19 protein-coding genes and 2 pseudogenes are annotated in these 23,481 nt (G+C 60.3%); 7 read left to right on the plus strand and 14 right to left on the minus strand.

The genetic code is table 11. From position 1 onward, the window contains the following. Positions 1–410 precede the first annotated feature (410 nt). The 5 genes from HNW77_RS04565 (at position 411) to HNW77_RS04585 (ending at position 3,667) form a co-directional block, all read left to right on the plus strand. Positions 411–995: a hypothetical protein gene (locus tag HNW77_RS04565; RefSeq protein WP_248705372.1), complete on the plus strand. Its 585-nt coding sequence runs from the start codon at positions 411–413 to the stop codon at positions 993–995. Between the two features lie 3 nt (positions 996–998). Continuing rightward, on the plus strand, positions 999–1,829 hold the full coding sequence (locus HNW77_RS04570; RefSeq protein ID WP_048851689.1) for a hypothetical protein: 831 nt from the start codon (positions 999–1,001) through the stop codon (positions 1,827–1,829). Beyond that, a complete protein-coding gene (locus tag HNW77_RS04575) occupies positions 1,829–2,323 on the plus strand; it encodes a hypothetical protein (protein WP_078524628.1) in 495 nt (164 codons plus the stop codon). Before HNW77_RS04570 ends, HNW77_RS04575 begins: the two co-directional genes overlap by 1 nt. Positions 2,324–2,433: 110 nt before the next feature. Then, complete coding sequence (locus HNW77_RS04580; RefSeq protein ID WP_078524629.1) at positions 2,434–3,246, plus strand: hypothetical protein; 813 nt, start codon at positions 2,434–2,436, stop codon at positions 3,244–3,246. Positions 3,247–3,259: 13 nt separating this feature from the next. Next, positions 3,260–3,667 carry a hypothetical protein gene (locus HNW77_RS04585; RefSeq protein WP_078524630.1) on the plus strand — a complete coding sequence of 136 codons (408 nt, stop codon included), beginning with the start codon at positions 3,260–3,262 and terminating at the stop codon, positions 3,665–3,667. 352 nt (positions 3,668–4,019) lie between these two features. Here HNW77_RS04585 and HNW77_RS04590 read toward each other — a convergent pair whose 3' ends face one another. The 4 genes from HNW77_RS04590 to HNW77_RS04605 form a co-directional block, all read right to left on the minus strand. After that, the gene (locus HNW77_RS04590; protein ID WP_078524631.1) at positions 4,020–4,322 is read right to left on the minus strand and encodes a hypothetical protein; all 303 of its coding nucleotides are present in this window, start codon (positions 4,320–4,322) and stop codon (positions 4,020–4,022) included. 70 nt (positions 4,323–4,392) lie between these two features. Next, positions 4,393–5,073: a hypothetical protein gene (locus HNW77_RS04595; protein WP_078524632.1), complete on the minus strand. Its 681-nt coding sequence runs from the start codon at positions 5,071–5,073 to the stop codon at positions 4,393–4,395. A 521-nt stretch (positions 5,074–5,594) separates the two neighbouring features. Then, on the minus strand, positions 5,595–6,029 hold the full coding sequence (locus tag HNW77_RS04600) for a cupin domain-containing protein (protein ID WP_112210228.1): 435 nt from the start codon (positions 6,027–6,029) through the stop codon (positions 5,595–5,597). 77 nt (positions 6,030–6,106) lie between these two features. Then, positions 6,107–7,126 carry a zinc-binding alcohol dehydrogenase family protein gene (locus HNW77_RS04605; protein WP_172155718.1) on the minus strand — a complete coding sequence of 340 codons (1,020 nt, stop codon included), beginning with the start codon at positions 7,124–7,126 and terminating at the stop codon, positions 6,107–6,109. A gap of 100 nt (positions 7,127–7,226) precedes the next feature. Here HNW77_RS04605 and HNW77_RS04610 point away from each other — a divergent pair, with 100 nt between their 5' ends. Together HNW77_RS04610 and HNW77_RS04615 are read left to right on the plus strand one after the other, a co-directional pair. Next, positions 7,227–7,640 (plus strand): winged helix-turn-helix transcriptional regulator, encoded by a 414-nt coding sequence (locus tag HNW77_RS04610; protein ID WP_172155720.1) that lies wholly within the window; start codon positions 7,227–7,229, stop codon positions 7,638–7,640. Between the two features lie 154 nt (positions 7,641–7,794). Beyond that, positions 7,795–8,400: a nuclease-related domain-containing protein gene (locus tag HNW77_RS04615; protein ID WP_248705373.1), complete on the plus strand. Its 606-nt coding sequence runs from the start codon at positions 7,795–7,797 to the stop codon at positions 8,398–8,400. Here HNW77_RS04615 and HNW77_RS04620 read toward each other — a convergent pair. The 10 genes and pseudogenes from HNW77_RS04620 to HNW77_RS04660 form a co-directional block, all read right to left on the minus strand. Continuing rightward, positions 8,394–8,828, minus strand: a complete 435-nt coding sequence (locus HNW77_RS04620; RefSeq protein WP_078524636.1) for a hypothetical protein — start codon at positions 8,826–8,828, stop codon at positions 8,394–8,396. The two genes, HNW77_RS04615 and HNW77_RS04620, sit on opposite strands and share 7 nt — an antisense overlap. A gap of 221 nt (positions 8,829–9,049) precedes the next feature. Beyond that, positions 9,050–10,204 (minus strand): annotated as a pseudogene (locus HNW77_RS04625) (transposase). Beyond that, positions 10,173–10,571, minus strand: a complete 399-nt coding sequence (locus HNW77_RS04630; protein WP_078524637.1) for a hypothetical protein — start codon at positions 10,569–10,571, stop codon at positions 10,173–10,175. Before HNW77_RS04630 ends, HNW77_RS04625 begins: the two are co-directional and overlap by 32 nt. Before the next feature lie 226 nt (positions 10,572–10,797). Beyond that, complete coding sequence (locus tag HNW77_RS04635) at positions 10,798–11,421, minus strand: hypothetical protein (protein WP_146220924.1); 624 nt, start codon at positions 11,419–11,421, stop codon at positions 10,798–10,800. A 1-nt stretch (position 11,422) separates the two neighbouring features. Next, positions 11,423–13,657 (minus strand): hemagglutinin repeat-containing protein, encoded by a 2,235-nt coding sequence (locus HNW77_RS04640; RefSeq protein WP_078524638.1) that lies wholly within the window; start codon positions 13,655–13,657, stop codon positions 11,423–11,425. 206 nt (positions 13,658–13,863) lie between these two features. Further along, positions 13,864–14,478: a carboxypeptidase-like regulatory domain-containing protein gene (locus HNW77_RS04645; RefSeq protein ID WP_078524639.1), complete on the minus strand. Its 615-nt coding sequence runs from the start codon at positions 14,476–14,478 to the stop codon at positions 13,864–13,866. A 198-nt stretch (positions 14,479–14,676) separates the two neighbouring features. Continuing rightward, positions 14,677–20,706 (minus strand): two-partner secretion domain-containing protein, encoded by a 6,030-nt coding sequence (locus HNW77_RS04650; RefSeq protein ID WP_172155722.1) that lies wholly within the window; start codon positions 20,704–20,706, stop codon positions 14,677–14,679. Next, a pseudogene (locus HNW77_RS17630) lies at positions 20,703–21,737 on the minus strand (ShlB/FhaC/HecB family hemolysin secretion/activation protein); the annotation flags it as partial. The pseudogene HNW77_RS17630 and the gene HNW77_RS04650, both read right to left, overlap by 4 nt. 12 nt (positions 21,738–21,749) lie before the next feature. Then, positions 21,750–22,439 (minus strand): POTRA domain-containing protein, encoded by a 690-nt coding sequence (locus tag HNW77_RS17635; RefSeq protein ID WP_241694295.1) that lies wholly within the window; start codon positions 22,437–22,439, stop codon positions 21,750–21,752. A 29-nt stretch (positions 22,440–22,468) separates the two neighbouring features. After that, on the minus strand, positions 22,469–23,062 hold the full coding sequence (locus HNW77_RS04660) for an invasion associated locus B family protein (RefSeq protein WP_167370173.1): 594 nt from the start codon (positions 23,060–23,062) through the stop codon (positions 22,469–22,471). Between the last annotated feature and the right edge of the window lie 419 nt (positions 23,063–23,481).

Genomic DNA, 23,481 nt, shown 5'->3' on the forward strand with positions numbered 1-23,481 from the left:
GCGGACCAGCTTTCCGCCAAAAGCATAAGGTATGCCGTCGAGGACACTCTGAGGAGCCGCGTCCGTAAAATTCGCGTGGATCGTGTTGTCTGATTTGACGCACATGGCTGACTCCCCTGGGCGATGGCTGCAAGCATCATCTGGCCCCATCATGCGACCCACCATAACCAACTGCTCAGAAGGGGCAGGCCTTACAGGCCCACCCTTTGCCGCGTGTCCTTCTCTGGCGGCGAAGCCGCCCGCACCAACGGTGCAATGGTGTATGAGGCTCCTTAAATCAGAGGGAGCGACAGGGGAGCGATAAAGGAGCGATAAGGGAGCGACAGGGGAGCGGAAAGGGAGCGCTGTAGTGGCAATGAAGCCGAAAATCCCCACATAATCGCTGAACGCTGGAAACAGGGATACTGACTGTGGCCAATATCGATGTCCAAAAGCGCCTACGCGAACACGCAATTGCCATGACCACCCAGGCAGCGACCCGTTCCGTCCTGCTCTGGCTAACCGAGCATCATGACGCCGTTGCCGCCATCAGACCGCATGGCGGCTCATGGAAGCCCGTCATCGCCGTGATGCGCGAGAGCGGCCTCGATATCTCCGCAGACCACTCCGGTCTCAGGAAGGTAAGGAAGCTCTGGGTACAGGTCAGGAACGCCCGAAAAGGACATGCTGAGGAACAGACCGCCTCGGTAGAAGTCGATCCCCCCGTCCACACCACCCATCCGAGCCGGCTGCCGCAGGACTGGAAGCCCGACCTTGTCGATGATGGCCAGAAAAACCTCCCACCCCTCCCCGATGCATCAGCTGTACCCGCACAAAGAGTGTCCGCCGAAAAAAACACGCCGGTCGCATCATTGCCCGCGACAGTGCCAGCATGCTCGGGCAGCGAGACAACCGGGGAGAAGAACTTTCCCATTGGTCGCGCCCGGGCCGAGGCCATCAAGCGGGATCTTCTTGCGCGGCTGAAGCGAAAGGAGCCCGGTTTTCATCGGGAGTAAGGCATGGCATCCGCCACGATCACAGACGCCGCAGACCCAACGGAGCTGGTGACACGCCCAACCCTGCTCGTCGCCATCGGGCGCCAGCGGGTGGGAAAGACGACATTCCTCAAATCACTGGCCGAGATCACGGCCCAGCAGGGAGGCAGACCGGAGATCTGGAACACGGATTCCATGAACCGCTCGCATACGCTTTCGTCGCTTGGTCCGCAGGTTCTGGAAGCGGACAGCATGTCCCCGACCGGGCAGGCTGCCTGGCTGGAAGGGCAGATCGAGAAACTGGTTGAATCCCGCCATGATGCGATTCTCGACATCGGGGGAGGATGGACTGCGATGCACGAACTGATCCGCTCATCTCCCCTTGTCGCGGCGCTGGACGAACTCGGGATCTCGCTTGTGACGATCTTCATGATCGGCATGGAGAATGCGGACATCGACTATCTGCAGGACCTTCAGGAGCAGCATGGCTTCCTGCCGCCCCGCACGGCTATTGTCATAAATGAAGGCCTGCTTCCCGTCGGTATCGACACACCGCAGGCGGTAAGCCAGATCCTCGAAAACGAAGCGGTGCTCAACGCTCTGGACCGGGGAGCCGCGCACGGTGTGTTCCCCGCGATCAACGGGCTGAAGAAAATCGCGGATCGTGGGCAGTCGTTCATGGATTTTGCTGCGAACAAGCCGGTTCCCGGACAGCCGAAAAGCTCGGTCTTCGACAGGCTGCGGGTCAATCGCTGGCTCAAACGGGACGTACCCCTCTTTCTGCGCGACCTCGGAGCGGACTATCTGCCCCGGATGCCGAAGGGACTGCCCGACGTGGTTATGGAGAATGTCTGATGGCAGCCCAGGGCGACATCGAGGCGGCAGACCGTGAATTCGCGATCCGAATGGAGAACCTGCGCCGGGTCGCCGCCCAGTGGGTCGAACGTCCGATCGCGCCCGAAGTCGAAGTCCTTTCGGCGCTGGTCGCAGCGATAGACCAGATCGGCACCCTCTGCATTGAAGCCAGGCGCGCCTCCATCCGCTCCGTTGCCGAGAGCAGGCTGGTGGCCGAACAGCAGCGCGAAACCCTGGCGCAGGACACGATCGCCATCCGCAGCCACCTCAGGGACGGCATTGAAGCGGTGCACACGCTGCGCACCATCAACGAAAAACTGGTCGAGAAGAAACTCCTCGCGATCACCGCGGATATGACGAAAGGATTAAGGGGTGCCATCGAGAGCCAGGCCACGGCCATGACCAGACGGTACAACCTGCAGACGGCCTTTCGGATCCTGGGCTACAGTTCCATCGTCCTGATAGCGGGATTTGCGCTCGGACGGATGCCCTGAGCCTGTCCACAACGGACATGCTCAGGGCCGGAACCGAAACGCCGTACGAAGTACTGACACAGGTCGCATGATGCTGGCCGATCCTGTCCGCCTCGCAACAGGAGGCCAAGGTGATCCGGCTCCCCTTTCCATGCCGCCGCACGACGCAAGCGACCGTGGTCCTCGTAACGTGCAGCCTCGTCGCGCCGCCGATCGGGCACGCACAGACAGTAAACGTGCCGGGCGGGCTCCCGACACATGTCAACGCAACCTATCAGGAACCGGGGCTCGGTGGCTGGACCCCGGACACAACGGGCACAGCCCAGGCCACCAGCGGAAGCGGCGCCGTCACCCAGACAGCGACAGCAGGCACGTCCGACAGCGATGCGCTCGAGACCCTATACCAGCAGTCATGGGGCTATGCGGCAGCCCAGAACGCCGAGGCACTGGGCGTCAATCCGTCAGCGCTCGCCGCGACCTGCGTGGTGGAATCCGGCTGCCAGAACCTCTACACGGCCGGAAACGGCAGTACGATCACAGGCGCGTTCCAGATGAGCAACGGGACCTACAGCCAGACCCTTGGAGAGGCACTGGCCGCAGCCCCCTCGCTAGCCTCATCCATCACCAGCGGCACGGCGGGCCAGCAGGATCCGGCGACACAGGCGGTGGCTGCAGCGCAGTATCTCAAGGATGCCGCGACCAGTCTGCAGCACAGCGGCATCAGTAACCCGACAGCCCTTGATGCCCGGGCCTATTATAACTTTGGCCCGAGCGCTGGTGCTGAAATCGCGACGGCCGACGACAGCAGCCTCATGTCGTCCTACATATCGAGCACGGCGATGTCGGGGAACAATATCAGTTCAACCACCACGGTCGGCCAATGGCGCGCGGCGGTCGCAGCAAAAATGGGCAGTGCTGCGTCCAGTTCGATCCTGACCGGCTGACAAGGAGTCCAGCATGAGGTTTTCCTGCCGGGCCGCGATCCTTGCGGCCCTCACCTGCAGCATCAGCCACCCGGCCTTCGCGCTGCACAGAACCCCGGTCCGTGCGCTCGACGGGTACAGATGCATGGCCCTTGATGCGCCGGAACGGGTCATGATGGATTTCAGGCATCCGATCCCGCTGCAGAGCGAACCACGGGACGGTGCCCCGAGCATTGCTCCTGCGCTGGCAGTACTCCCCATCGCCACGGACGCACCGCCTACGAACGGCTACGTCCGGAGCATGACCCTCGCATTGCGTCCCGGCTGGGTCTCCACAAGGTGGCTGAAACCCTACGACGCGGTCCATCCCGGCATGACCTGCACGCCCTATGTCATGAATGACGGCAAGCTTGGCTTCGTGTTCGGCAGGGCGACACAGTAGGTTTGTCATCTCCACAGTCCGGCATGCTGCATGGCCTACATTGTTTTCCCCGGGAGCGGATCAGGGAAGGCCGCTGCCCGCCGGGAGGACCGCGAGGTGCCCGGGTCAAGCCTGAGGGCATGCCCCTGAGGTGGACCGGGTTGCCCGGAGCGCGGGGCACCGCCCTGCGATCCGGGCGGCCCTGTTCACTGAAAGGGGCGTGTCCTCACCGCGCGAAGCGCGGCGCGCAGCGGGCTTGAGGCGGGCGCCTCGCGGCGGCATGCTGGTTTCAGGGCATTTTTTTGCAAGCACGATGGCGACCCCGGACACCAGAAGCAGGAACCCGGTTTCCGGGCTCCTGCGGCATAGTCTCTCAAGGCGTCGGATCGTCAGGCCACCAGGGGTCGGGGGCATCCGCGATCTCGCGCGCTTTCGCTTCGGCTGCGGCGATGGCTGCGGCCCTTGCGGCCCTGGTCGCCTCCCGCCATGCGTCGATGCCGTGGTCGGCAATAAAGTCATGGGCGCCGTCATCTTCAGGGTGTGGCATTTCCGGGCCGTGATAAAAAGGATTGCGATGCCAGACGTCCCGGTCCGTCAGGACCCATGCGTGGTGGGGCGCAGCACGCGAAAGTTCAAGGGCTTCGTCGCGGTCTGCCATGGATTCATATTCGCTCATGCGGGTCGATCCTTGCAGAAAGGTACCTTGCCGTGGGTGGCCGGACCCGCCGTGGGTCCGGCCGGGTCGGTCAGAAGCCGAGGGCGTCCATCTCGGCGGCTGCGGCCCGCTGGTCGATGGTGCGGGCGTTGCTGGCCGTGTAGGGCTTCCACGGGGTGCCGATCATGTCCTCATAGGCGGCAAGGGCCCCGCGGGCGGACGCGACCAGAGCGGCGGCCTTGATCCCCTGCTCGGCTGCGAAGCGGCGGGCATTGGCCGCCCTGTTTTCCAGCCCGTCGACGCCCATCCGGTCCTCTTCGCGATACTCGTTGAACTGTGAGGACAGTTCGCGGGCCTGCGCGCGCTTGGCGTCATAGAACTGGGCGGCTCCGAAGGCGGACGCGACAGCGGCACCCGCCATGCGCTGGAGGTGCATTTCCAGCCCCTTGTCGTTCTGCTCGCCGTTCCATGTGGTCACGACCAGCACAGGCGAGAGGCTGCGGGCGATGACGGTGAAAGCCTGCCGGGTCGTTTCCGCGAGGGCGTCGGCGTCGAAGTCCTCAAGGCCGAAATGGGAAACGATCTTGGTGATCTGGTCGGGAACGGGGATCAGGGCTTCGGCGGCCTCGATGGTGATGACAGGCGCACGCCGGGCCGCTTCCTCGAAGCGGCGGGCAGCGGGGGCCTTCTGGCCTGCTTTTGCCTTGCTGGCGGCTTTCTTCTCTTGCGCGGAAGCGAGGGCGGCGGTCATTGTGTTGGTAGCGTTGGACATGAAACTTGACCTTTCTGTCTGGCGTCAGCCCTGTCCGGTGTGTCACCACCGGGCGGGGCGTCTGTGGCGGGTACCATTTCCCTCTCCACAAATAAAGAATAGTACAGACAGAATATAAATACAATAAAAAAGACAATATATCAGAAGTAAACATTATTTTACTACTGTTTTATTACCTTTATTTCCTTATGCCCATTTTATTAATCGCAGTATTATCAGGAATCTCATAATTATTCATCCTGAAGAACCCCAGGGCGAGCGGTCGAACCGTTGCGCGAAAGCGTGGAGACCCCGCAGGGGGCTCCAGTGAGGTTAGCGGCGCAGCCGCTTAGCGAACCAGAGTGAGAGAACCCCGAAGGGGCCGCCCCTGATTTCCTTTTTTCCTGTTGAACAGAGATGTTTCCCGGACCAGGTCTTTCGGGAAAGGAAACCGTCTCCAGATGCCCTGGGCTTACGCCGCGTTTTGCGGGCATGCGCTGCAGGGACACAGATCCAGTTCATCTGTGACCCGCGACATGACTTCAGATACTCTTGATGAAACCGGAAGGCGTGCCTTTGGCAGGATCGACAAACACCACGTCATCCGGTGCCCGGCGCGGTGTGTCGATGGCAAGAAAAATGACAGGATCACGCAGGATACGCGGTACCGCATGCACCGCACGCCGCGGAAAGACCAGCAGGTGCCCCGGGACAAACGGTGCTTCCTCAGCCGGATCATCAATCCAGAATGTCCCTTCTCCCGAAAGCACATGGAGGACTTCATCACACTGGGTATGATAATGCGGCGGCACGTCCCGATAGATCCGGAACACCCTGATACTGGCTTCCGGCCTGTCGGTCAGATAGGTATCCAGCAGCATCGTATCCGCGGTCTGCGGGAACGCTGCCACAATCCTGTTGAGATCGAACCGTCCACCGGTACGGTTCAGGGTCATCAGGTGCTCTTCATCAGTCATGAGGCCTGTTCTCCGCCCATGTTCCACACCATGTCTCGACGAGCGCTTTTGCGGATTCAGTCATGGTCTTCTCCATTTCAGCCAGGAAAACCTTCGAGCACGATCTTGCCCTTTGCCTGGCCGCTCTCGATCAGGGCATGAGCCTGCCGCAGGTTCGCCGCCGTGATCAGGCCGAGGTTCCTGCCAAGCGTGGTGCGGATACGCCCGTCATCCACGAGGCGTGAGACGTCGTTGAGAATCTTGCCCTGCCTGCCCATATCGGCCGTACCGAACAGCGGGCGGGTGAACATCAGCTCCCAGTGCAGCGACAGGCTTTTCTTCTTCAGCGGCAGGGCGTCGAGCGCGGCCGGGTCGTCAATCAGGCCGAAATGCCCCTGGGGCGCGATCAGCGCGACAATCTCTGGCATATGCCGATCCGTCTGCGTCGTGGAAAAGACGAAGCCGGGTGCACCGGTCGGAAGGGCCGCGACCTGCGCGGCAAGAGGCCTGCTGTGATCCACCACATGATGGGCCCCGAGGGATTTTACCCAGTCGCGCGTTTCTGGCCGGGAGGCGGTGGCGATGACCGTGACATCGGTCAGGACCCGGGCCAGCTGGATGGCGATGGAGCTGACGCCGCCCGCACCCCCGATAATCAGCACGGCTGGCTTCACGCCGGGGACTGGCCGACGGATATCCAGGCGATCGAACAGCATCTCCCAGGCAGTGATCGCTGTCAGCGGCAGGGCCGCCGCTTCAGCCCAGTTCAGGGAACGGGGCTTACGGCCGACAATCCGCTCGTCGACCAGGTGGAATTCGGCATCGGTTCCCGGGCGATCGAGCGCGCCTGCGTAGAAAACCTCATCCCCGATGGCAAAATCCATGACTTCAGGCCCGGTGCCGACAACGATCCCGGCGGCGTCCCAACCCAGAACCCGCCATTGACCCGCATCCGGCGTCGCGCTGCGGCGGACTTTTGTATCGACCGGATTGACCGACACAGCCCTGATTTCCACCAGGAGATCCCGCCCTGAAGGAACAGGCTTCGGCAGATCGATGTCCTGAAGGGACGCGGGATTGTCGATCGGGAGAGGCGTCTGGTAACCGACGGCGCGCATGATGTCTGCTCCTGTGTTGATGAAGGAGAACAGTGAGCATTATGCTGGGTTCAGACAAGAACGCACTTTTAACGCCCATAGTATCGGAAATGATACCGTCATGGCCCGTATCCGGCATAAATCACTTGATTGCAGTCCCGGCTGTGCCGTTGAAGCGACGCTTCAGCTGATCGACGGGAAATGGAAAGGAGTGATCCTCTACCACCTGCTCGAGGGAACCCTGCGCTTTAACGCGATCCGCAGGCGCCTGCCCAATATCACCCAGCGCATGCTGACGGCGCAGCTTCGCGAACTGGAACAGGACGGGTTTGTGCTGCGGACAGTCTACCCCGAGGTGCCCCCGAAGGTGGAATACAGCCTGACGCCGCGGGGACGGACCCTGGAGCCGGTCATCATGGCCCTCAAGAAATGGGGGGACGAGAATACCGGGTTCAGGCGGGATCCTGAATCCCCTGCGGAGCTGGACGAGCCTGCCGCCGATTGTCCGGTCTCCTGCGTTCAGGCTGGCGGTTGAGCGGGCACTATTGGTGATCCGCATCCACGCTGCAGACATGTACCCGGCCCCTCACCCGGAACATACGCGGTTCCCAGTATTTCCCATCCCAGTCGCATGACGGACAGATATACGGGACACGCTATGGGGCCATGGAACCACAGGGGGAGACTGCGTGGCAAGACTTCGACGTCGTCGCGTGAAGCCTCCCGGCAGATGCCGGCTGACGGCCCATGAGGCGCAGGTCTGGCGGTCCTTTCGCGCCGCCATCCAGGGCGAGAAAGGAGAGAGCGCCGTAGCCCATGTGCTCGACCGGAGCGGCCTGGCCGTGCTGCACGACGCCATACTGCCGGCAGGTGACGGCAGGACGACCCAGATTGACCACCTGTTCCTCAGCTCGAGAGGCATCCATGTCGTGGAGACAAAGCAGTATGGCGGCGAACTGACCGGACACCCGGAAGATGAACGGTGGCGACAGCGTTTCGCGGGCGAGACGCCCGACGCCCCGCCCCGGCTGATTTACAGCCCGGTGATGCAGAATGCCGCCCATTGCCGGGCCATCTACGCGCTGGCCCGCCTCGTGGACCCGACCATCCAGGTCTTCAGCCACGTCGTGATGACGGGAACTGCGATCCTGTCACCGTCGCTTGTCGCCTGCACCCTTTCCCTTTCCGAATTGGAAGCCCTGCTGCACGATCTTGAGCGAAACGTGCCGCGAAGCAAACTGACTGACGCATGGCGGCGCATCGGGCTTGCCTGCCATGCCAGCGGGCATCAGTAAGCGGCCTCCCTGTCGAGAAAATCGAGTAGTTCCGCGATTTCCGCAGTTGAAAGCATGCGCCCACGACAGTCCTCGCTATCGCGGGGAAAATCGAGCGGCTCGCCGCCAAGATCACGGTTGCCGGCACTGATCCAGAGTACCCGCTCCGGCTCCTCGGGATCATAATCAAGGCGAACCCCGAGGCCATCTCCAAGGTCGATGAAATCGGAGAACAGGTCGTCCTCACACCGCAGCGGAAGCGTGCCGATTTCCACACCGACCCACCTGTCCGGAAATCTGGCCCGGAGAAAGTCGGCGAGCTGGCGCGTATGCAGCCTGAGATCCGCCGGGTCCCGGACGGGCGGCGGTGGCTTCAGGGGCTGCAGGAAACCCGCCCCGTCATCATCCCAGTCATCAGGCTCAATCGGCGGCACTGGCTTTTTCGCCATAAAACAGACGTCCTTCGACCAAAAGAAAAGCGATTCAAGATCAAATCGTCGGACGGAACCAGTCTATTTGATTCCAGTTCACGTTGACAAAAGACCTATTGGTCTGGGGTAAGATTTGTTTCACCGATTGTCGTGGCAAGGCAACGTAGTGTAGTGGGCTTATGATGGTTTTGTGGCGACTGTCAGGAATTTCATGCGCGATGCGTTGTTCACATAGTTGATCAGACGGCAGCGCGGGCGAAGCGGTCACCGACGAGAATGGCGAACCGGGCCTTTGCCATGGACCATTCCCTTGGAGGCATGATCCATTCTTTCTCAGCTCGGTTCAAGGCCAGGAAAAGGAGCTTGAGGAGCACGTCGTCATCGGAGAAATGCCCTTTGGCCCGGACGGCCCGCCTGAGCCTGGCTTTCAGCGCTTCTATGGCATTGGTCGTCTAGACCAGTTTTCGGCCGTCGGCAGGGAAGGCGTAGAAGGGAATGACCTCCCCCCTGGACTGGACGATCGCTGCATACTTCCGGCTCCAGGGACTTGCAGCAAAGGCGGCTAAGACGGTTTTGCCAGTCTCGGCGTCCACCGCACGGTAGATATCCTTCAGAGCCGTGACCACGGATTAGCGGTCTTTCCACGCGACGAATCCAACGAATGGCACAGCAGATGAACGATGCAGGTCTGCGCTAGGGCTTCGGGGAATACGGCACGGATGGCGTAGTTCGTTCATGACACGGAGCCAGAATCTGGCGCCCTCGTTTTGCTCGATCCACGGGCCAGGGGCCTCCTCCTTCGTGCCGTCGGCGCGCACGCCCAGGGCGATATGCACCGCCTTGTTGTGCATCAGGCCTTCACCGCGGATCTTCACCCACAGGGCATCGAAGAACACCACCGGATAAACCGTCTCCAGTGGCCGGATCTGCCAGACTGCCACTTCGTCCAGAACGGCGTCGGTGATGACGCTGATCAGGTCCGGCGAAGCTTCCATCCCATAGATTTCAAGCAAATGGCCCCGGATCTCACGCACGCTCATCCCGTGCGCATACATCGAGACGATCCGATCATCGAAACCGGGAAACCGCCGCCGGTCGCGCGCAATCAGTTGCAGATCCAACATTCCCGCCCGATCGCGCGGGATGTCCAGCCGCACCCGACCGGCATTCGTCAGCATGGTCTTCCGCCCGTAATCATTGCGACAGTTCGGGCGGCCGACCATAGCCTCGCCGTCCAGATGGTAGTCCAGTTCGGCGTTGAGCGACCGCTCCGCCAGGGCTTTCTTCATATCGTCCAGAAGGGCCTCTGCTTTCGACATCGTGCGGACCACGCGACCAGCCAGAACCTGGTCCAGAACACCATCAGGGAACGCGGGCTTCTTGGGTCGGGCCATGATGCTTCTCCTCCCTCAGCATCACACCAAACACACGAAATTCAGGATAGGCCCCATTGAGGGCAACATTGCCTCCCGCCTCGACGGCGCTGCCATCAAGCGTGATATCCCCGCTGTTCGTGAGGCCGCCCTTCCCCGGCGGCAGGTAAACCTGCATCTGCACCACCTGCTGGCCGTTGACCATGACGGTCACGGGCCAGACAAGGGGCACCTGCAACCGGGCCTGCTGCGCGGCCGTCAGGGCAACGCCGGCCGTCAGACCCAGGCGGGAAGAGGCGAGATAGGCGTTTTCCTCAAGGACACGCATCTCCTCGGCGCTGACCTGCGCCGTGCCACCGGTAAAGATCTGGCCGCTGGCCCCCATCACCTGCTGGGGCAGCGTCTGCGTGTCATAGCTTTCATCCTGCAGGAACTCGTAATCAGTCCTGTCCGTGCCCAGAAGCGCAAGATCCGTCAGCAGGCCACCTGCATTGGTCAGGTCAGTCCGTCGCGAGCCTGATTGTGGTCATAACCATTATCCCAGTCGCAGCAAAAAAGCACTCGGCTTATGGAAGAAGTAGCAAACATATCTTCAATAATTTATGCTTCAAGAATCACGGTTTGCATGTTTTATCCAATGCACCAACCCAAGATACAAATGGAACCGTCTGCCCCTCAATAGTTTTTATTTTCTGCACTAAAGCAATGTGCCCTCTCTGTTCAGGAGTAGAATTATAACCAGTCACAATATACCATGTCCCAGCGGGGAGATTAGAAAAAATAAAGTGCCCTGCAGACGTGCAGATTGCAGCACCTGCATCGGGACAAGAAAAATGAGGTATAAAATTAATAATTGACGAATCGACCCACCGTGGATCGTTTATGTTTTTATAGCTATGCAATCTTAGGCTGTAAATATACATTTTTTTAGATAATTTATGCATATATTCGCTTTCTGGCAGAAGATCTATCGTAAAACTACGCTGAGGATGCTCTACAGATGATCCTATATCAGGATAAGACGTATAATACCCATCCGGTATCTTATAAGTATTATATTTTGTAAATTCTGCACCACTAACACATCCTTTTATAGTCGAATTTCCTATTTTACGTGCCCATGAAACTTCATCACTATTAAATGGAATTCTTGGAGGCTCCGGGCTTACGCATCCACACAATGGGGATAACGCAATAAGTGAAGAAAATATTAATTTAATATTATGATTTTTTATCATTTTATATCCTTTCTTGATCGGTCAAGTCTTTATTACTCTTCATGGACTTGACCGCTTTTGAATCCTTGTACGCGGTATCGACTGAATTTTCAAAACTGTTCGTTAGGGACATGATCTCGCCCTCTTCATTCGCATCAAAATCATTATTGATCGCATGGTTCGCATCTGATGGATCACGAGACACAACACCTCTTGTAGATCCGGAATTAATTGTAATATTTGACCCAATAGAAGAGAGGCTGTTCGATGAAGTCATGCCAATTACTGGTGCTGCTAATCCGCTTACATTAGCTCCGCCATCAAAAGTTTTTCTTTTCGTATTTGGTAGCCCATCGTCCGGACCTGTATTTCCACCACTACCAATATTTCCATATGATATACTGGCAGACGCACCTGCATATTCTGATCTGTTCTGCTCATCATTGGCTGTCAGGCTACCGGTCGTGACCGTATTGCCGGATCCTGCCGCGCTTTCCATGATGCCTGCATTGAGGGTCGTGTTGTTAGCCACTTTGACATCAAGCCCGCCCTGACCCGCGTATAACCCGGAAAGACCACTGGCTTCTGTTGAAGTGTAGGTATCATACAGGACACCCGCCGAGGCGTTGACCGAAAAACCCATCTCGCCACCGGTACCATAGACGGGAATGGCAAAGCTGACGCCCCCGCTCTCATTCGTGCTGAGATAGCTTGCCGTATTCTGTGCCGAGGTAATGTCCAGGTTGCCCGCCGTCACGTCCACGGAACCACCGGATATCTTGGCCCCGTCCAGCGTCGTGCGGCCTGCCCCATTATCGATGGTTACATTCTTTGTACCTGAGACTGTCGTATCAACCTGCGTGACACTTTTAGAATCCGTGTGGGAATGGGATGCACTGAGTTGCCCTGTAACACTGACCCCCCACTGCAGATTGGCGTTCAGCGAGGCTGTCGCCCCAACAAAAGCGGACAGGGCCGTCTGGCTGATGACCGTATGCGTGGTGTCCTGCCCCGACTGAAGCTGAATATGGCCCGGCGCCGCCAGCGTGACAGTTTCACCCGACAGGCTGGCTGCGGTGGCAACAATATCCCCGGCACTCCTGTCGGTCGCAGGCACCGCCCCGGTCGCGGTAATGGTCAGTCCGTCACCCGCTTCCGCGACCGATCCCTGCGCTGTTGTCGAGGTCGTTTCCGATGTCTTGTGATTATCTTCAAAGCCGACTTCTGCCTGCACGCCCACCAACTCGATATTGGCTCTTGTGACATTTGGTGACGTTGACGCCAATTTGGGGTCTATAAGCGTCGCGACAGTTTCCCCGATACTGACCCCGCTCTCAGCCGTTGACAACGCATCAACGGACTGGCTGGCCATATCCTGGTCGCTCGCAGTCTTGGCTGCCGCCAGGGCAAGGTTGGCAATCCGCCCGACAAGGGAAGTATCCGACAGCCCGACCTGCACGCCAATAAACTTGAAATCACTGGTCTGCTTCGTGCTGGAGACATCGGATAGCGCGTTGAGCGAGACGGATGACCCGGTCACGTTCAGGTCTTTTGCAGCCGACACCCCGGAGGCATTGATGGCCACCGGGCCATTGGCCGCGATGTCGAGAGTGCCCGCTGTGGAGGCGATCATACTCGGGTTCCACGTCGTGCTGCTGTCACTGACGCTCTCTTTGGAATCTCCATACCCCACATGAGCCTTCGCACCATCAGTATCGAAATAAAGTCCTTTGGTTTCCTTTTCGTAGTAGGATTGGGCCGTGCTCTGAAGCGCGTTCTCCGTAAGGCTGCCGCCCGCCTTGAGCGCCACGTTGCCACCGCCCGCAACAGTGCCCGCCACCGACATATCCCTGCCCGAGACCATGGTGACATTGTCATTGGCCGCAATGGTGCTGCCGATCTGGTCCGTCGAGCTTTCACTCAAGGTCGTGGTGGTCCTGTTGAGGAGCCCGTGCCTGACGGTGCGGGTATAGGAGGACTGGCTGTCGGTCACCGCGTTGAGGGTCACGTTGCCCGTCGCCATCAGCGTGGCCGACTTCCCGGCGGCAACGGTAGAACCCGCCAGGGTCAGGTCACCGCCAAGGGCGGCCATCTGCACATTGCCCCCGGCACTGACCGTCGTGCCGAAGTTTTCCGTCTGGCTGGCCCGATGGCTATAGTCATGCTGTTCCACATCGGTCGCAGCCGTGCCGGTGGCCTGCATGGTACCGCTATTGAGCACGCTGACGCCTGACAGCGTAACGTTCTTCGCGGCCATCACAGCCCCGCCCGAAAGGGCCTCATGCCCCGCGACCGATTCATTCGACCATGCTCATTTGGATTCATGTTATGAAAATTCAAGTCCAGTACGCATAGCCATGAATAACTGGCCACAAATTTCAATACGGCACGACTGCACTGCATTGCCCATGCTGTCAGGGCATATAGATGACAAAACCTGACAGTATCTGGACAGTAATGGTCTTACCACAGCCTCACCCTATGTCGCCACGAAGGCGGGTAATTCCAGTCATGCTTCAGAGTGATGGACGTAGTCTGGCCCGGCTGGATCCGGATTTCCTTGACGGCAATATTCCCCTGCCAGATATCTGTCACTGCATACCAGATACCAGCAGGTAGGTTAGCGAAGGTAAACTGTCCGTCCGCATCACATGTCACGTGCCTAACGAATGGCGCAACCTCAGCAGACTCCACCTTGGGTCCGGTCATCGTACCGTAACGGAACATATGATCGACCACAGGATCGGACGCCGGACTTTGCGGTAGCAGTTGCACATCACGCCCGGCGCAGGTGTATGTGTGCCCCTTGTTAAGAATAAGCGATCCGCCTCCGCCAGGCATGCGGACCTGATTATCATCATCAGGGACGAATATGGATGCCGAACCGATGATGGTCGCTGTCCCCTCTTTTGTAGACCACGACATATCCCACGCAGTAGGGGGTGCGCGCATGGAGTCAGAATCTGGACCTGAATGACATCCAACAATAAAAAAGAGCGGCATAATAAGCATATATTTTTTCATACGGATTGGTTTCCAGAAATATTTCTCATCGTGGAAAAAATGTTCATATTTCATGATATATCATATATTTATAAAAATAAATTGTACCATTGAAATATTAAAACAGAACTTCATATTACTATGGTCTGCTATGCATGGAAATGTATAATGGCTGTCATTATCGCCCCTTTCACGGCTTGTACAGGGTGCCAGCGTTTGCAACGATGCATGACGCCCTGCCATCGGCCTATCTTCTGTTGCTGCCAGGTTTTGCTATTTCACAGGCAACTGCGTTGCAGAACTCTTTGAAGACCCTGCGGCACCACCGAGTGCATCATGTGCAACTGGTGTTCCGCTCTTCTTGCTGCCGTGGACCTGCTTATAGCCGTTATAGGCCGTCCATCCAGCTTTCTGGGCAACTGTCTCGGCCACATTGGTCAGTGCCAGAATATTACTTTCCGTGCTGGCGTTAAAATCATTGGCAATGGCCTGGTTGGCGGTGGTGGCATCACGCGAGAGGGTGCCAGACGTGGTACCCACATCCACCGTAATGTTCGAACCGATCGCCGATTGGCTTTCTGTCTCATGGGAACTGGCAACCGCCGCCGCTGATCCCTGGAAGGTGCCACCATCAGCAAAACCTTTTGTTTGAGGCACTTTATCAATACGACCCGTCTTTCCTCCACCCGTCAGGTTACCGAACGAAAAGCTGGCCGAGGCTCCGGCATAGTCGGAGATATTCTTCTCCCCGCCAGCCGTGAGACTACCCGTCGTGACATTATTGAGCGAGGGTGCCGCCGTGCTGGCGATCACCCCGGCATCAAGGTTGGTATTACCTGCAACTGCAACGTTGACCCCGTTGTTACCAGCGTAAACTCCAGATAGCCCACCGCCTTCCGTCGAGGCATAATGATCCTGAAGAGCACCTGCCGAGGCATTAACCGAAAAGCCTTTTTCGCCCCCAACCCCATAAACCGGGATCGCAAAACTGAAGCCGCCACTTTCTTGGTCGCTGGCATAGCTAGCCGTGTTCTGTGCCGAGGTAATGTTCAGATTGCCTGTCGTTACATCCACGGAACTGCCCGAGACCTTTGCCCCATCCAACATGGTGGCTCCTCCTGCGTTGTTGATGGTCACATTGTCTGTGCCCATTACGGTCGTATCGACCTGCGTGGTACTGCGCGCGTTGCTATGGGCATGGGAGCCGCCGAACTGACCGGTAATACTGACTCCCGGCTGCATATCAGAACTGAGAGATACCGTTGCCCCAACAAAAGCCGACTCGGAAGATTGCGTGGAGGTGGTATGCGTAGTGTCCTGACCGGACTGCAGGGTCACTGTTCCCGGCGCATTCAGCGTGACGGTCTGCCCGGAAAGCTGCGATGCGGTGGCAATGATATTGCCAGCACTGGAACCCGCAGCGCCTGCGGTCTCCCCCGTTGCCGTCACACTCAGGGCGTTCCCTGCAGCCGCGGTAGCGCCCTGCACGGCAGTGGTGGTGGAACTTTCGGTCTGCCGGTTATGCTCGAACCCGACCTCGGCCGAAACCCCGACGAGTTCAACTTCCCCGCTTGCAGCATCCTTGCTCAGGGCCTGCGCGATCGACAGACCGGCTGAAGCACCAGTGATCCCAATCGAAGCCGCATCAAGGGTCAGGTTCGCCGTATTCTTGTCATTCGCAGCCTGAGCCGCACTGAGCGCCATATCCGCGACTTGCCCAACCACGGAATTGTCCGACAGGCCTGATTTCAGGCCGATAAACATGGAGTCACTGGTCTGGGATTCCGTCGCGACATTATTGAGGGCATTGAACGACACGGATGAACCCGAAACATTCAGGTCTTTCGCCGCCGCAAGCCCCGAGGCATTGATTGCAACCGGGCCACCGGCAGTTATGCTCAGGTTCCCTCCCGTGGACCCGATTTCACTCGGGGTCCAGGTCGTGCTGCTGTCATTGGCGGTCTGGACCGATTTGCCAAAGCCCATCTCGAACCCGGCACCACTTGTTCCCAGATAGAGGCCACTCGTCTTTTTGCTGTAGGCAGACTGCGCAGTACTCTGCAGTGCACTCTCCGTAATACTGCCGCCCGCCTGCAATGTTGTATTGCCGCCGCCTGCTATGGTCCCCGCGACGGACATATTTTTTCCGGCGACGATGCTGACATTTCCGTTGGCCGCGATCGTACTGCCAATCTGACTGGTGGAACTTTCGCTTTCCGTAATGGTCGTCTTGTTCAGCAACCCGTGGCTGACGGAATGACTGTAATAGGACTGGCTGTCTGTCACCGCATTGAGGGCGATATTGCCCGTGGCCTGCAGCGTGACATCGCCCCCCGCCTCGACGGCGCTGCCATCAAGCGTGATATCCCCGCTGTTCGTAAGGCCGACCTTCCCCGGCGGCAGGTAAACCTGCATCTGCACCACCTGCTGGCCGTTGACCATGACGGTCACGGGCCAGACAAGGGGCACTTGCAACCGGGCCTGCTGCGCGGCCGTCAGGGAAACGCCCGCCGTCAGACCCAGGCGGGAAGAGGCGAGATAGGCGTTTTCCTCAAGGACACGCATCTCCTCGGCGCTGACCTGCGCCGTGCCACCGGTAAAGATCTGGCCGCTGGCCCCCATCACCTGCTGGGGCAGTGTCTGCGTGTCATAGCTTTCATCCTGCAGGAACTCGTAATCAGCCGTGTTCGTGCCCAGCAGCGCAAGATCCGTCAGCGGGTCAGGGGCGGCGATCAGGGTCTGGCTGGGCGGGAAAAGCAGATCCCATATCGAGACCGGCTGCCCCGCCGTTACGGATACATTGCCTACGGCAGCCAGAAGGGTGGGCGTATTGGAGGAAGATGACCCGGATCTGTAATCATCACCTCCACTGAAAATCCCGTCCTTGTCACGCGAATAGGTCCACCCCGAAGTATCGGTCGTGGCGGTCAGGCTCACATCGCCGCCCACCGTTACCGTGGCGTCCTGGGCTGACTGCGCGCTGCCCTGCGCCGACAGGCTGCCGTCAGCAACGACCGTCAGGTCGCCTGTGGCGCTGAGGTCACTGCCCTGCTGCTGCGAGGCCGAGGCCGTATTGGTCGTCGTGATCGTGGTCGAGCCCAGGAAGCCGGTTGTGTAGCTGGACGTATTGCTGCTGTACTGGCTGTCGGTCGTCGCCTGCAGGGTAATGTCGCCTGCGGCCATGACGGTAGCCGTGCCGCCAGCACTCAGGCTGCTCCCTTCCATCGACAGGTTGCCGCCAAGGGCAATGGCCGTAACATCCGTCTTGCCCGTAACCGTAGTGCCGTAATTCTGCACGGCGCTGGCATAGGTTCCGTCCCCCGATGCCGCGGAATTCGACGTCAGGGCGCCAAGGTCGATCCCACCATTGGAGGTCAGAGACAGGTCGCCGCCAGACGTGATGGTCCCGCCCCTGACCGAGATCCCGTCTTCCGCGCTCAGGGTCGTGGCGCCCCCTGACGCAAGGACTCCCTGCACCGCCTCATACTGCTCCGGGCTGCCGCCCTTGCCGACAAGGACACCCGCATCCGTGATTTCTCCCGTTGCGGCAGAAACCGACAGATCATCGCGCGCGGAAACGGTGCCGGTATTGCTGACGCTGTTCCCCGTCAGGGTCACGTCCTGTCCGACAATCTCACCCTGCGTGACGGATACCTGATCCGCCGTAGGCAGATAGACGTGGGGCGCCAGCACCGTCTGGCCATCCACGCTTTGCGGCACGTACCACAGGATGGGCTGGGTCAGGCCAGCCTTCTGGGCACTGGTCAGAGCGGTACCGTATGTCAGGCCCAGCGTCTGGGCCTCGGTGGCGGCATTATTGAGCAGCGTCTGCTCCTGCGTGCCGGTCACGGTGCCGATACTGGCCTGTCCCGTGCCACTGAAGACCTGGCTGCTGGCGTAATCGGCATCTACCGCGCCATTGCCCAGAAGGGGCGGGGCCGGGGTTGTCGGTGTCGTGGTGGCGGCGGGCGTACCATCCGTGCTGCCGGATGCAGCAGTACTGGCGGAACCACTCTCGGTTCCCGTGGCAGCAGCCGCTGCGGCTGCCGCCTGCTCGGCAGCAAGCTGGGCCTGCAGATAGGCCGCTCCATCAAGCGTGGTGCTTACGCCGGTATCGAACAGGTAGCCTGATGCTGTAGCGCTGCCACTGGCCTGTCCCGACACGAGCTGGGTCAGGCTGTCGAACCGGGCTGCGCCACTCTCCTGGCCGATCGCCCCGATCAGGGCCTGCTGCAGATAGGACTGGCTGGTGGTATCCGCACTGACCATGCTCATCCCCGCCGATACGTCATTGGTGATGCTATCGGCCGTAACCGTCACATCACCCGCCGCCCGGACCACGCCGGACTGATTGACAAACGCCGTCGCTGCCGCGGTCGCGGCGGGAATGGCCACCGTTTCGTCTGAAGGGCCTGACGTGGCGGATGCGGCCTCATCACCCGTGCCCGATGTCTCCGTGCCGGAAGAAGAAGCTGCTGGAACCGGCCCGTTGATCACCACGTCCCCGGACCGGGACTGAATGGTCCCATCGGTATTGGCAAGGGTTCCCGGCAGGGTGATGCTTACCCCGTCATCCCCCGACAGCAGGCCGGTATTGGTCACGTCACTGGCGGCCGTTACGGCAAGTTTCCGGGCGGATGTGATGGCCCCGGCATTGTCCATGCCGCCAGCACTCACCGTTACGTCGCCTGCCGCCAGAATCCCGCCACCCAAACCGGTATCATAGGCGCCCCCCACATCAAGCGTCGCCGCGCCACCCGTGACAAACCGCATTGCACCGACAAGGTCGCCTGCCGTGGTGAAACTGACCCCGCTGCTGCCCAGCATAAGCCCCGTGCCGGTGGCCGAGGTCGTGGCCTGACCCGCCAGCGCGCCAGCGCTGGCCATCGTGCCGTCATTGTCCATGGTGGCGGTGCTAAAAGTCAGGTCGCCGCCCTGCGCGACAATGCGCCCGCTATTGCCCAGGGCCGTGCTGGCAATACTGATGGCCTGGCCGGACTGGATGGTACCGCCGTTGCTGATGCGCGTCGCGTTGACCTGTATGGCCCCCGGAGCGGTAATGCCGCCGGCCGCCCCACTGCTGTAGGTTCCGCCCACGGTCATCGCGACCTGCCCGCCCGATGCGAACTGCAACGCCCCCCCCAGATCGCCAACCGCCGTAACGGAGAGGTCACCGCCGCTGCTGACCTTCCCGTTTCCGGTTCCGGTCCCGTTGACCCGGACCGTCACGGGACCGCCCGCCGTCAGCGCGCCGTCATTATCCAGCGTTGTCGTGGTCACATCCAGCGTGCCCTTTGTGGCTGCAACCCCACCTGACGCCGTGGTCGTGAGCCCCTGGCTGGACAGGCTGGCATCCTGTGCCGCCTGGAACGTGCCGCTGACCGTTACCGTGCCGCCGGATGCAAGCTGGGCATTGGCCGCCATGGTGCCATCGACCCGCACGCCCGCACCGGCCTCGTTGACCACCATGTAGATCCGGTTGGCGTACATCCCGCCAAGAGCCGCCGTATCAATGGCGAATTCCGGCGTGCTGCTCCCGTCAGGCGTCAGGGGATGCGCTGCATTCGTACCGTAATCGACGGTATTGCGGCCTGCCACGATATTGGCGGTCTGGGCATTGACCTTTGCATTGAGGGTAACGGAACGCGACAGGATGTCGAGCACAGGCACGGTGGTAAAATCCCCGCCCTGCCCCGAGAAGGTGATATTGCCGTTGCTGACCGTAAAATCCTTCAGGCTGCCATTCGCATCAAGCTCCGGCTTGCCGGTCACCAGGGTGACACGCGCGGTATTGATGAACCCGCACCCGGCACACGTAATGCCGTTGGGATTGGCCACCACTACCGAGGCCAGGTGACCCGCAACTTCCGTATAGCCCAGCATCTGTGTCGGCAGGGTACCGGTCACCTCGTTGAGGATCAGGCTGGCGGCATGACCATTGAGATTGGCGTTTCCCGCGATTTCCCCGCCAAGCTTTGTCTCGGTCGCGGATGTCGCATTGTTCAGGATTACGCCGGTATCCGGCACGCCGTATTCGAGAAAGTCGTTATGCGACACGCCTGCCGCATTCGGCGTGGCGATATTGACCTGGTCGATGCCGTTCTGGGTCTTGTCCAGCGTCGGCTCGGGACCGCCGGCATGGGGATCGACCACGATCTGCGGCTCCGCCTGCTGGGCCGAGGCCATGGACACCGTCGAGGCCAGGAACAGGGAGGCTGCGGCAAGGACATGCACGCAGCACTGAAGACGTGACGGATCTGGAATGATGTCGGGCGCGGCGGTCCTGCGGGGCGTCTTCATCATATCTTCGCTCCAACCTGAAACAGCGGGATCAGCCCTTCCGAGGGAAGCGGGCCGGTATACATGGAATGGGTCAGGGAGACGTTCCAGAAGAACGGCCCCGTGGTCTTGCGCAGCCCCAGGCCGCCGCCCGCCATCTCGCCCCCCCGCAGCGCGGGCGGCGTCGAGGACGAGGCTAAACCCGCGCGCACGACACCGACATCAAGGGCGGCATAAAGCTGGGTGCCCTCGATGACGTGGCGGCAGATGAAGGCGAACTTCCCGCACTTCAGGCCCTTTGTGGGCAGCTGCCACGAGAAGTCGTTGCGCATGTAGCCGCCGTCATTGCCCAGCAGGACCTGTTCGAGGAAGCCGCGCACGGTATACGGGCCACCGGCCTGCAGTTCATTGGTGGGGAACTGGTCGCGCGTGCTGTATTCGCCGTGCAGCGTGGTGTGCCACAGCACGCCGCGCGTGAGCGATTTGTAGCCGTCGATATCCAGCGAGGGCTTGAGGTAGGACGAGTGCGGATCCTGCCAGCCGGGACGGGTGAAGTTCGACCACGTGCCCGCGCCATCCACCGCGACCTTGAGGCCGCCGGTGATGTACCACACCCCGCCCCAGCCCTTGAGCGATTCACTGACCTGCACGTTGACGAAGGCCTGCCGCGCCGTCTCGGTGTCGATCACCGTATGGTTGATCTCCGAGCCGAACGACTTGCGCTCGTAGCTGGCCTGGAAGGTGGTCACGCCGATGCGGTTGCGCAGCAGCACGCGCGAGATGCCAAGACGCCAGTCGCGGCGGCTGCCGCCCAGATGGTAGACATCGGTCAGGGCCAGCAGGGGATAGTCGTCCTGCGAGCGCCACCACGACCCGAACACGGTCCAGTAGCCGAACGGGATCGACCCGTTGACCGACAGGTAGGACGTGCCGCGTTGCCCGGCATGGCCGACAAGCGAATGGTCGTATTCCACCGACCACAGGTCCAGCAGCCCCAGCGGGTTTTCCGCCGTGAGCATGGCATGGCCCGTCTCCTGGCCGGTAATCTGCTGGCCGTAATTGTCGAATCAGACCTGGCCATGCAGCACGCCGCGCTTTGGTGCGGTGACGACCACGGTGGACGCCCCTGCCTTGCCGCCGGGTGCGATGCGCATGCGCGCGCCCCAGTGGCTCAGCCGGTTCATGTCCTCAATTCCCTGTTCCAGGTCCCGCAGGTTGAGGATCTTCCCGTGCAGCCCGGGGAAGGCCATGACGGTCGCCAGCCGGGTCGGGCGGCCCTGTAACTGGATACCCGCCAGCTTTCCTTCAATCACCACGATCCGCAGGTGCCCGCTGGAGAGCTTCTGCTCGGGCAGGTAGGCCCGCGAGGTGATGAAACCCTGGCGGATATAGGCGGCATTGAGCGCGTTGATCAGTCCGTTGAGATCGCGCACCGACATGCAGGTGCCGACATGGGGACCGGTGATCGCATCCGTCGTCGCGCGCGAAAGGTGCTGCGCGCCTTCGACCGTGATGTCATGCACCGTAACACAGGTTTTTGATGCCTGCGGCAGGGCGGACGGCTTCTGGATCTGGATGTCGTTTGACGGTGGCGGCAGCGCGTCAAGCTGCTCCTGATGCTGTTCGAAGCGCTGGAACTGGTCCTGCGACGAGCCCGGCCCCGCCGGCATCACGCCGCCGGGCAGGCCCGGCACCTGGGCCATTGCTACACCGGGCAGCGCCATCATGGCCGCCGCCGCCCCAACCTGCCAGCGCATCACGCGCATTCCGGACTATGCGGCCGGCTTCAGGCAGGCGCTTTCTGGCTGGACCAGGTCTCGATTGCGCCAAAGGCGTCGGAGAAATGGCTCATGTCGTAATTGATCGTGACCGTGCCGCCGCCCTGCGCGGGCACGCGGCTGACGCGGATGTGGCCGGTCCTGCCCGCCTTCAGTGCCGTGATCATGGCGGGCGTCGCCTGCAGCGTCGACAGGCAGCCCGATGCGTTGCACACCAGATAGGGCAGGCTGACCGGCTTGCCGTTATCCATCGACAGGGTGGCAGGCTTCGTGAGGTCGAAGCCCAGCGGGGTCATGACGCTCAGCTCGTAGGGACGCGCGGTAATCGCCACCTTGTCCGTCGCGGCCCGGGCGACGATCACCATGCCCAGCGGCACGGTCTTGCCCTGCTGCTGCATGCTCAGCTGCTGGGCCGCCACGCACAGCGAAGCCGCGCGTGTCGCGGGCGCATAGGTGCAGTTGGCCTGCCAGGTGCCAAAAGTCTGCTGCGTGGTGATCGGCGAAGGCTGGGCCGGGGCCTGCGGAGAAGCAAGTGCCCCTTTTGCAGGCGATGGCGCGGCAGACGGGGCTGCTAACGTTCCTGCAGCATGGGATACGCCCATCAGGGAAGCAGAAAAAAGAAAAGCACAAGCCACGGCCCTGAACTGCATCAGTAACCCCCTGAACGGTCAGCCTGACCGGCGATCACCGGTCGGTCCTGAATTGAATGGAACGTCGCGTTTAAAACGACATATTTCGTCATTCATGGATACAGTTTGGCATAGACGGCCGCAATAAAAGAATTCATTCAACAAGATACTGAATAACGGCCTATTTGATACATTTTATACGAAACTCCCCTGATATAATCAGGGAGACCAGCTGGCATACTCGTCTGTATTTCTATAGGCAATAACAGTTATTTACATAAATACCCAGGCGCCATGACACTTGGAGGACGCACAAACCACCCCGTGGACAGCCATGCCCCCCGAACCAAGACCACCGGCGCCAACGTCGGCGCTGCGGATGGGTAGCGCAG

The organism is Komagataeibacter melomenusus (assembly GCF_013155395.1).
In the GTDB taxonomy this organism is placed as follows: domain Bacteria; phylum Pseudomonadota; class Alphaproteobacteria; order Acetobacterales; family Acetobacteraceae; genus Komagataeibacter; species Komagataeibacter melomenusus.

Coding starts and splice junctions, on each gene's coding strand:
- HNW77_RS04570 (WP_048851689.1), top strand. CDS start 999: ATGGCATCCGCCACGATCACAGACGCCGCAGACCCAACGGAGCTGGTG.
- HNW77_RS04575 (WP_078524628.1), top strand. CDS start 1,829: ATGGCAGCCCAGGGCGACATCGAGGCGGCAGACCGTGAATTCGCGATC.
- HNW77_RS04585 (WP_078524630.1), top strand. CDS start 3,260: ATGAGGTTTTCCTGCCGGGCCGCGATCCTTGCGGCCCTCACCTGCAGC.
- HNW77_RS04590 (WP_078524631.1), bottom strand. CDS start 4,322: ATGAGCGAATATGAATCCATGGCAGACCGCGACGAAGCCCTTGAACTT.
- HNW77_RS04595 (WP_078524632.1), bottom strand. CDS start 5,073: ATGTCCAACGCTACCAACACAATGACCGCCGCCCTCGCTTCCGCGCAA.
- HNW77_RS04600 (WP_112210228.1), bottom strand. CDS start 6,029: ATGACTGATGAAGAGCACCTGATGACCCTGAACCGTACCGGTGGACGG.
- HNW77_RS04605 (WP_172155718.1), bottom strand. CDS start 7,126: ATGCGCGCCGTCGGTTACCAGACGCCTCTCCCGATCGACAATCCCGCG.
- HNW77_RS04610 (WP_172155720.1), top strand. CDS start 7,227: ATGGCCCGTATCCGGCATAAATCACTTGATTGCAGTCCCGGCTGTGCC.
- HNW77_RS04620 (WP_078524636.1), bottom strand. CDS start 8,828: ATGGCGAAAAAGCCAGTGCCGCCGATTGAGCCTGATGACTGGGATGAT.
- HNW77_RS04635 (WP_146220924.1), bottom strand. CDS start 11,421: ATGATAAAAAATCATAATATTAAATTAATATTTTCTTCACTTATTGCG.
- HNW77_RS04640 (WP_078524638.1), bottom strand. CDS start 13,657: ATGGCCGCGAAGAACGTTACGCTGTCAGGCGTCAGCGTGCTCAATAGC.
- HNW77_RS04645 (WP_078524639.1), bottom strand. CDS start 14,478: ATGAAATATGAACATTTTTTCCACGATGAGAAATATTTCTGGAAACCA.
- HNW77_RS04650 (WP_172155722.1), bottom strand. CDS start 20,706: ATGATGAAGACGCCCCGCAGGACCGCCGCGCCCGACATCATTCCAGAT.
- HNW77_RS17635 (WP_241694295.1), bottom strand. CDS start 22,439: ATGCGCTGGCAGGTTGGGGCGGCGGCGGCCATGATGGCGCTGCCCGGT.
- HNW77_RS04660 (WP_167370173.1), bottom strand. CDS start 23,062: ATGGGCGTATCCCATGCTGCAGGAACGTTAGCAGCCCCGTCTGCCGCG.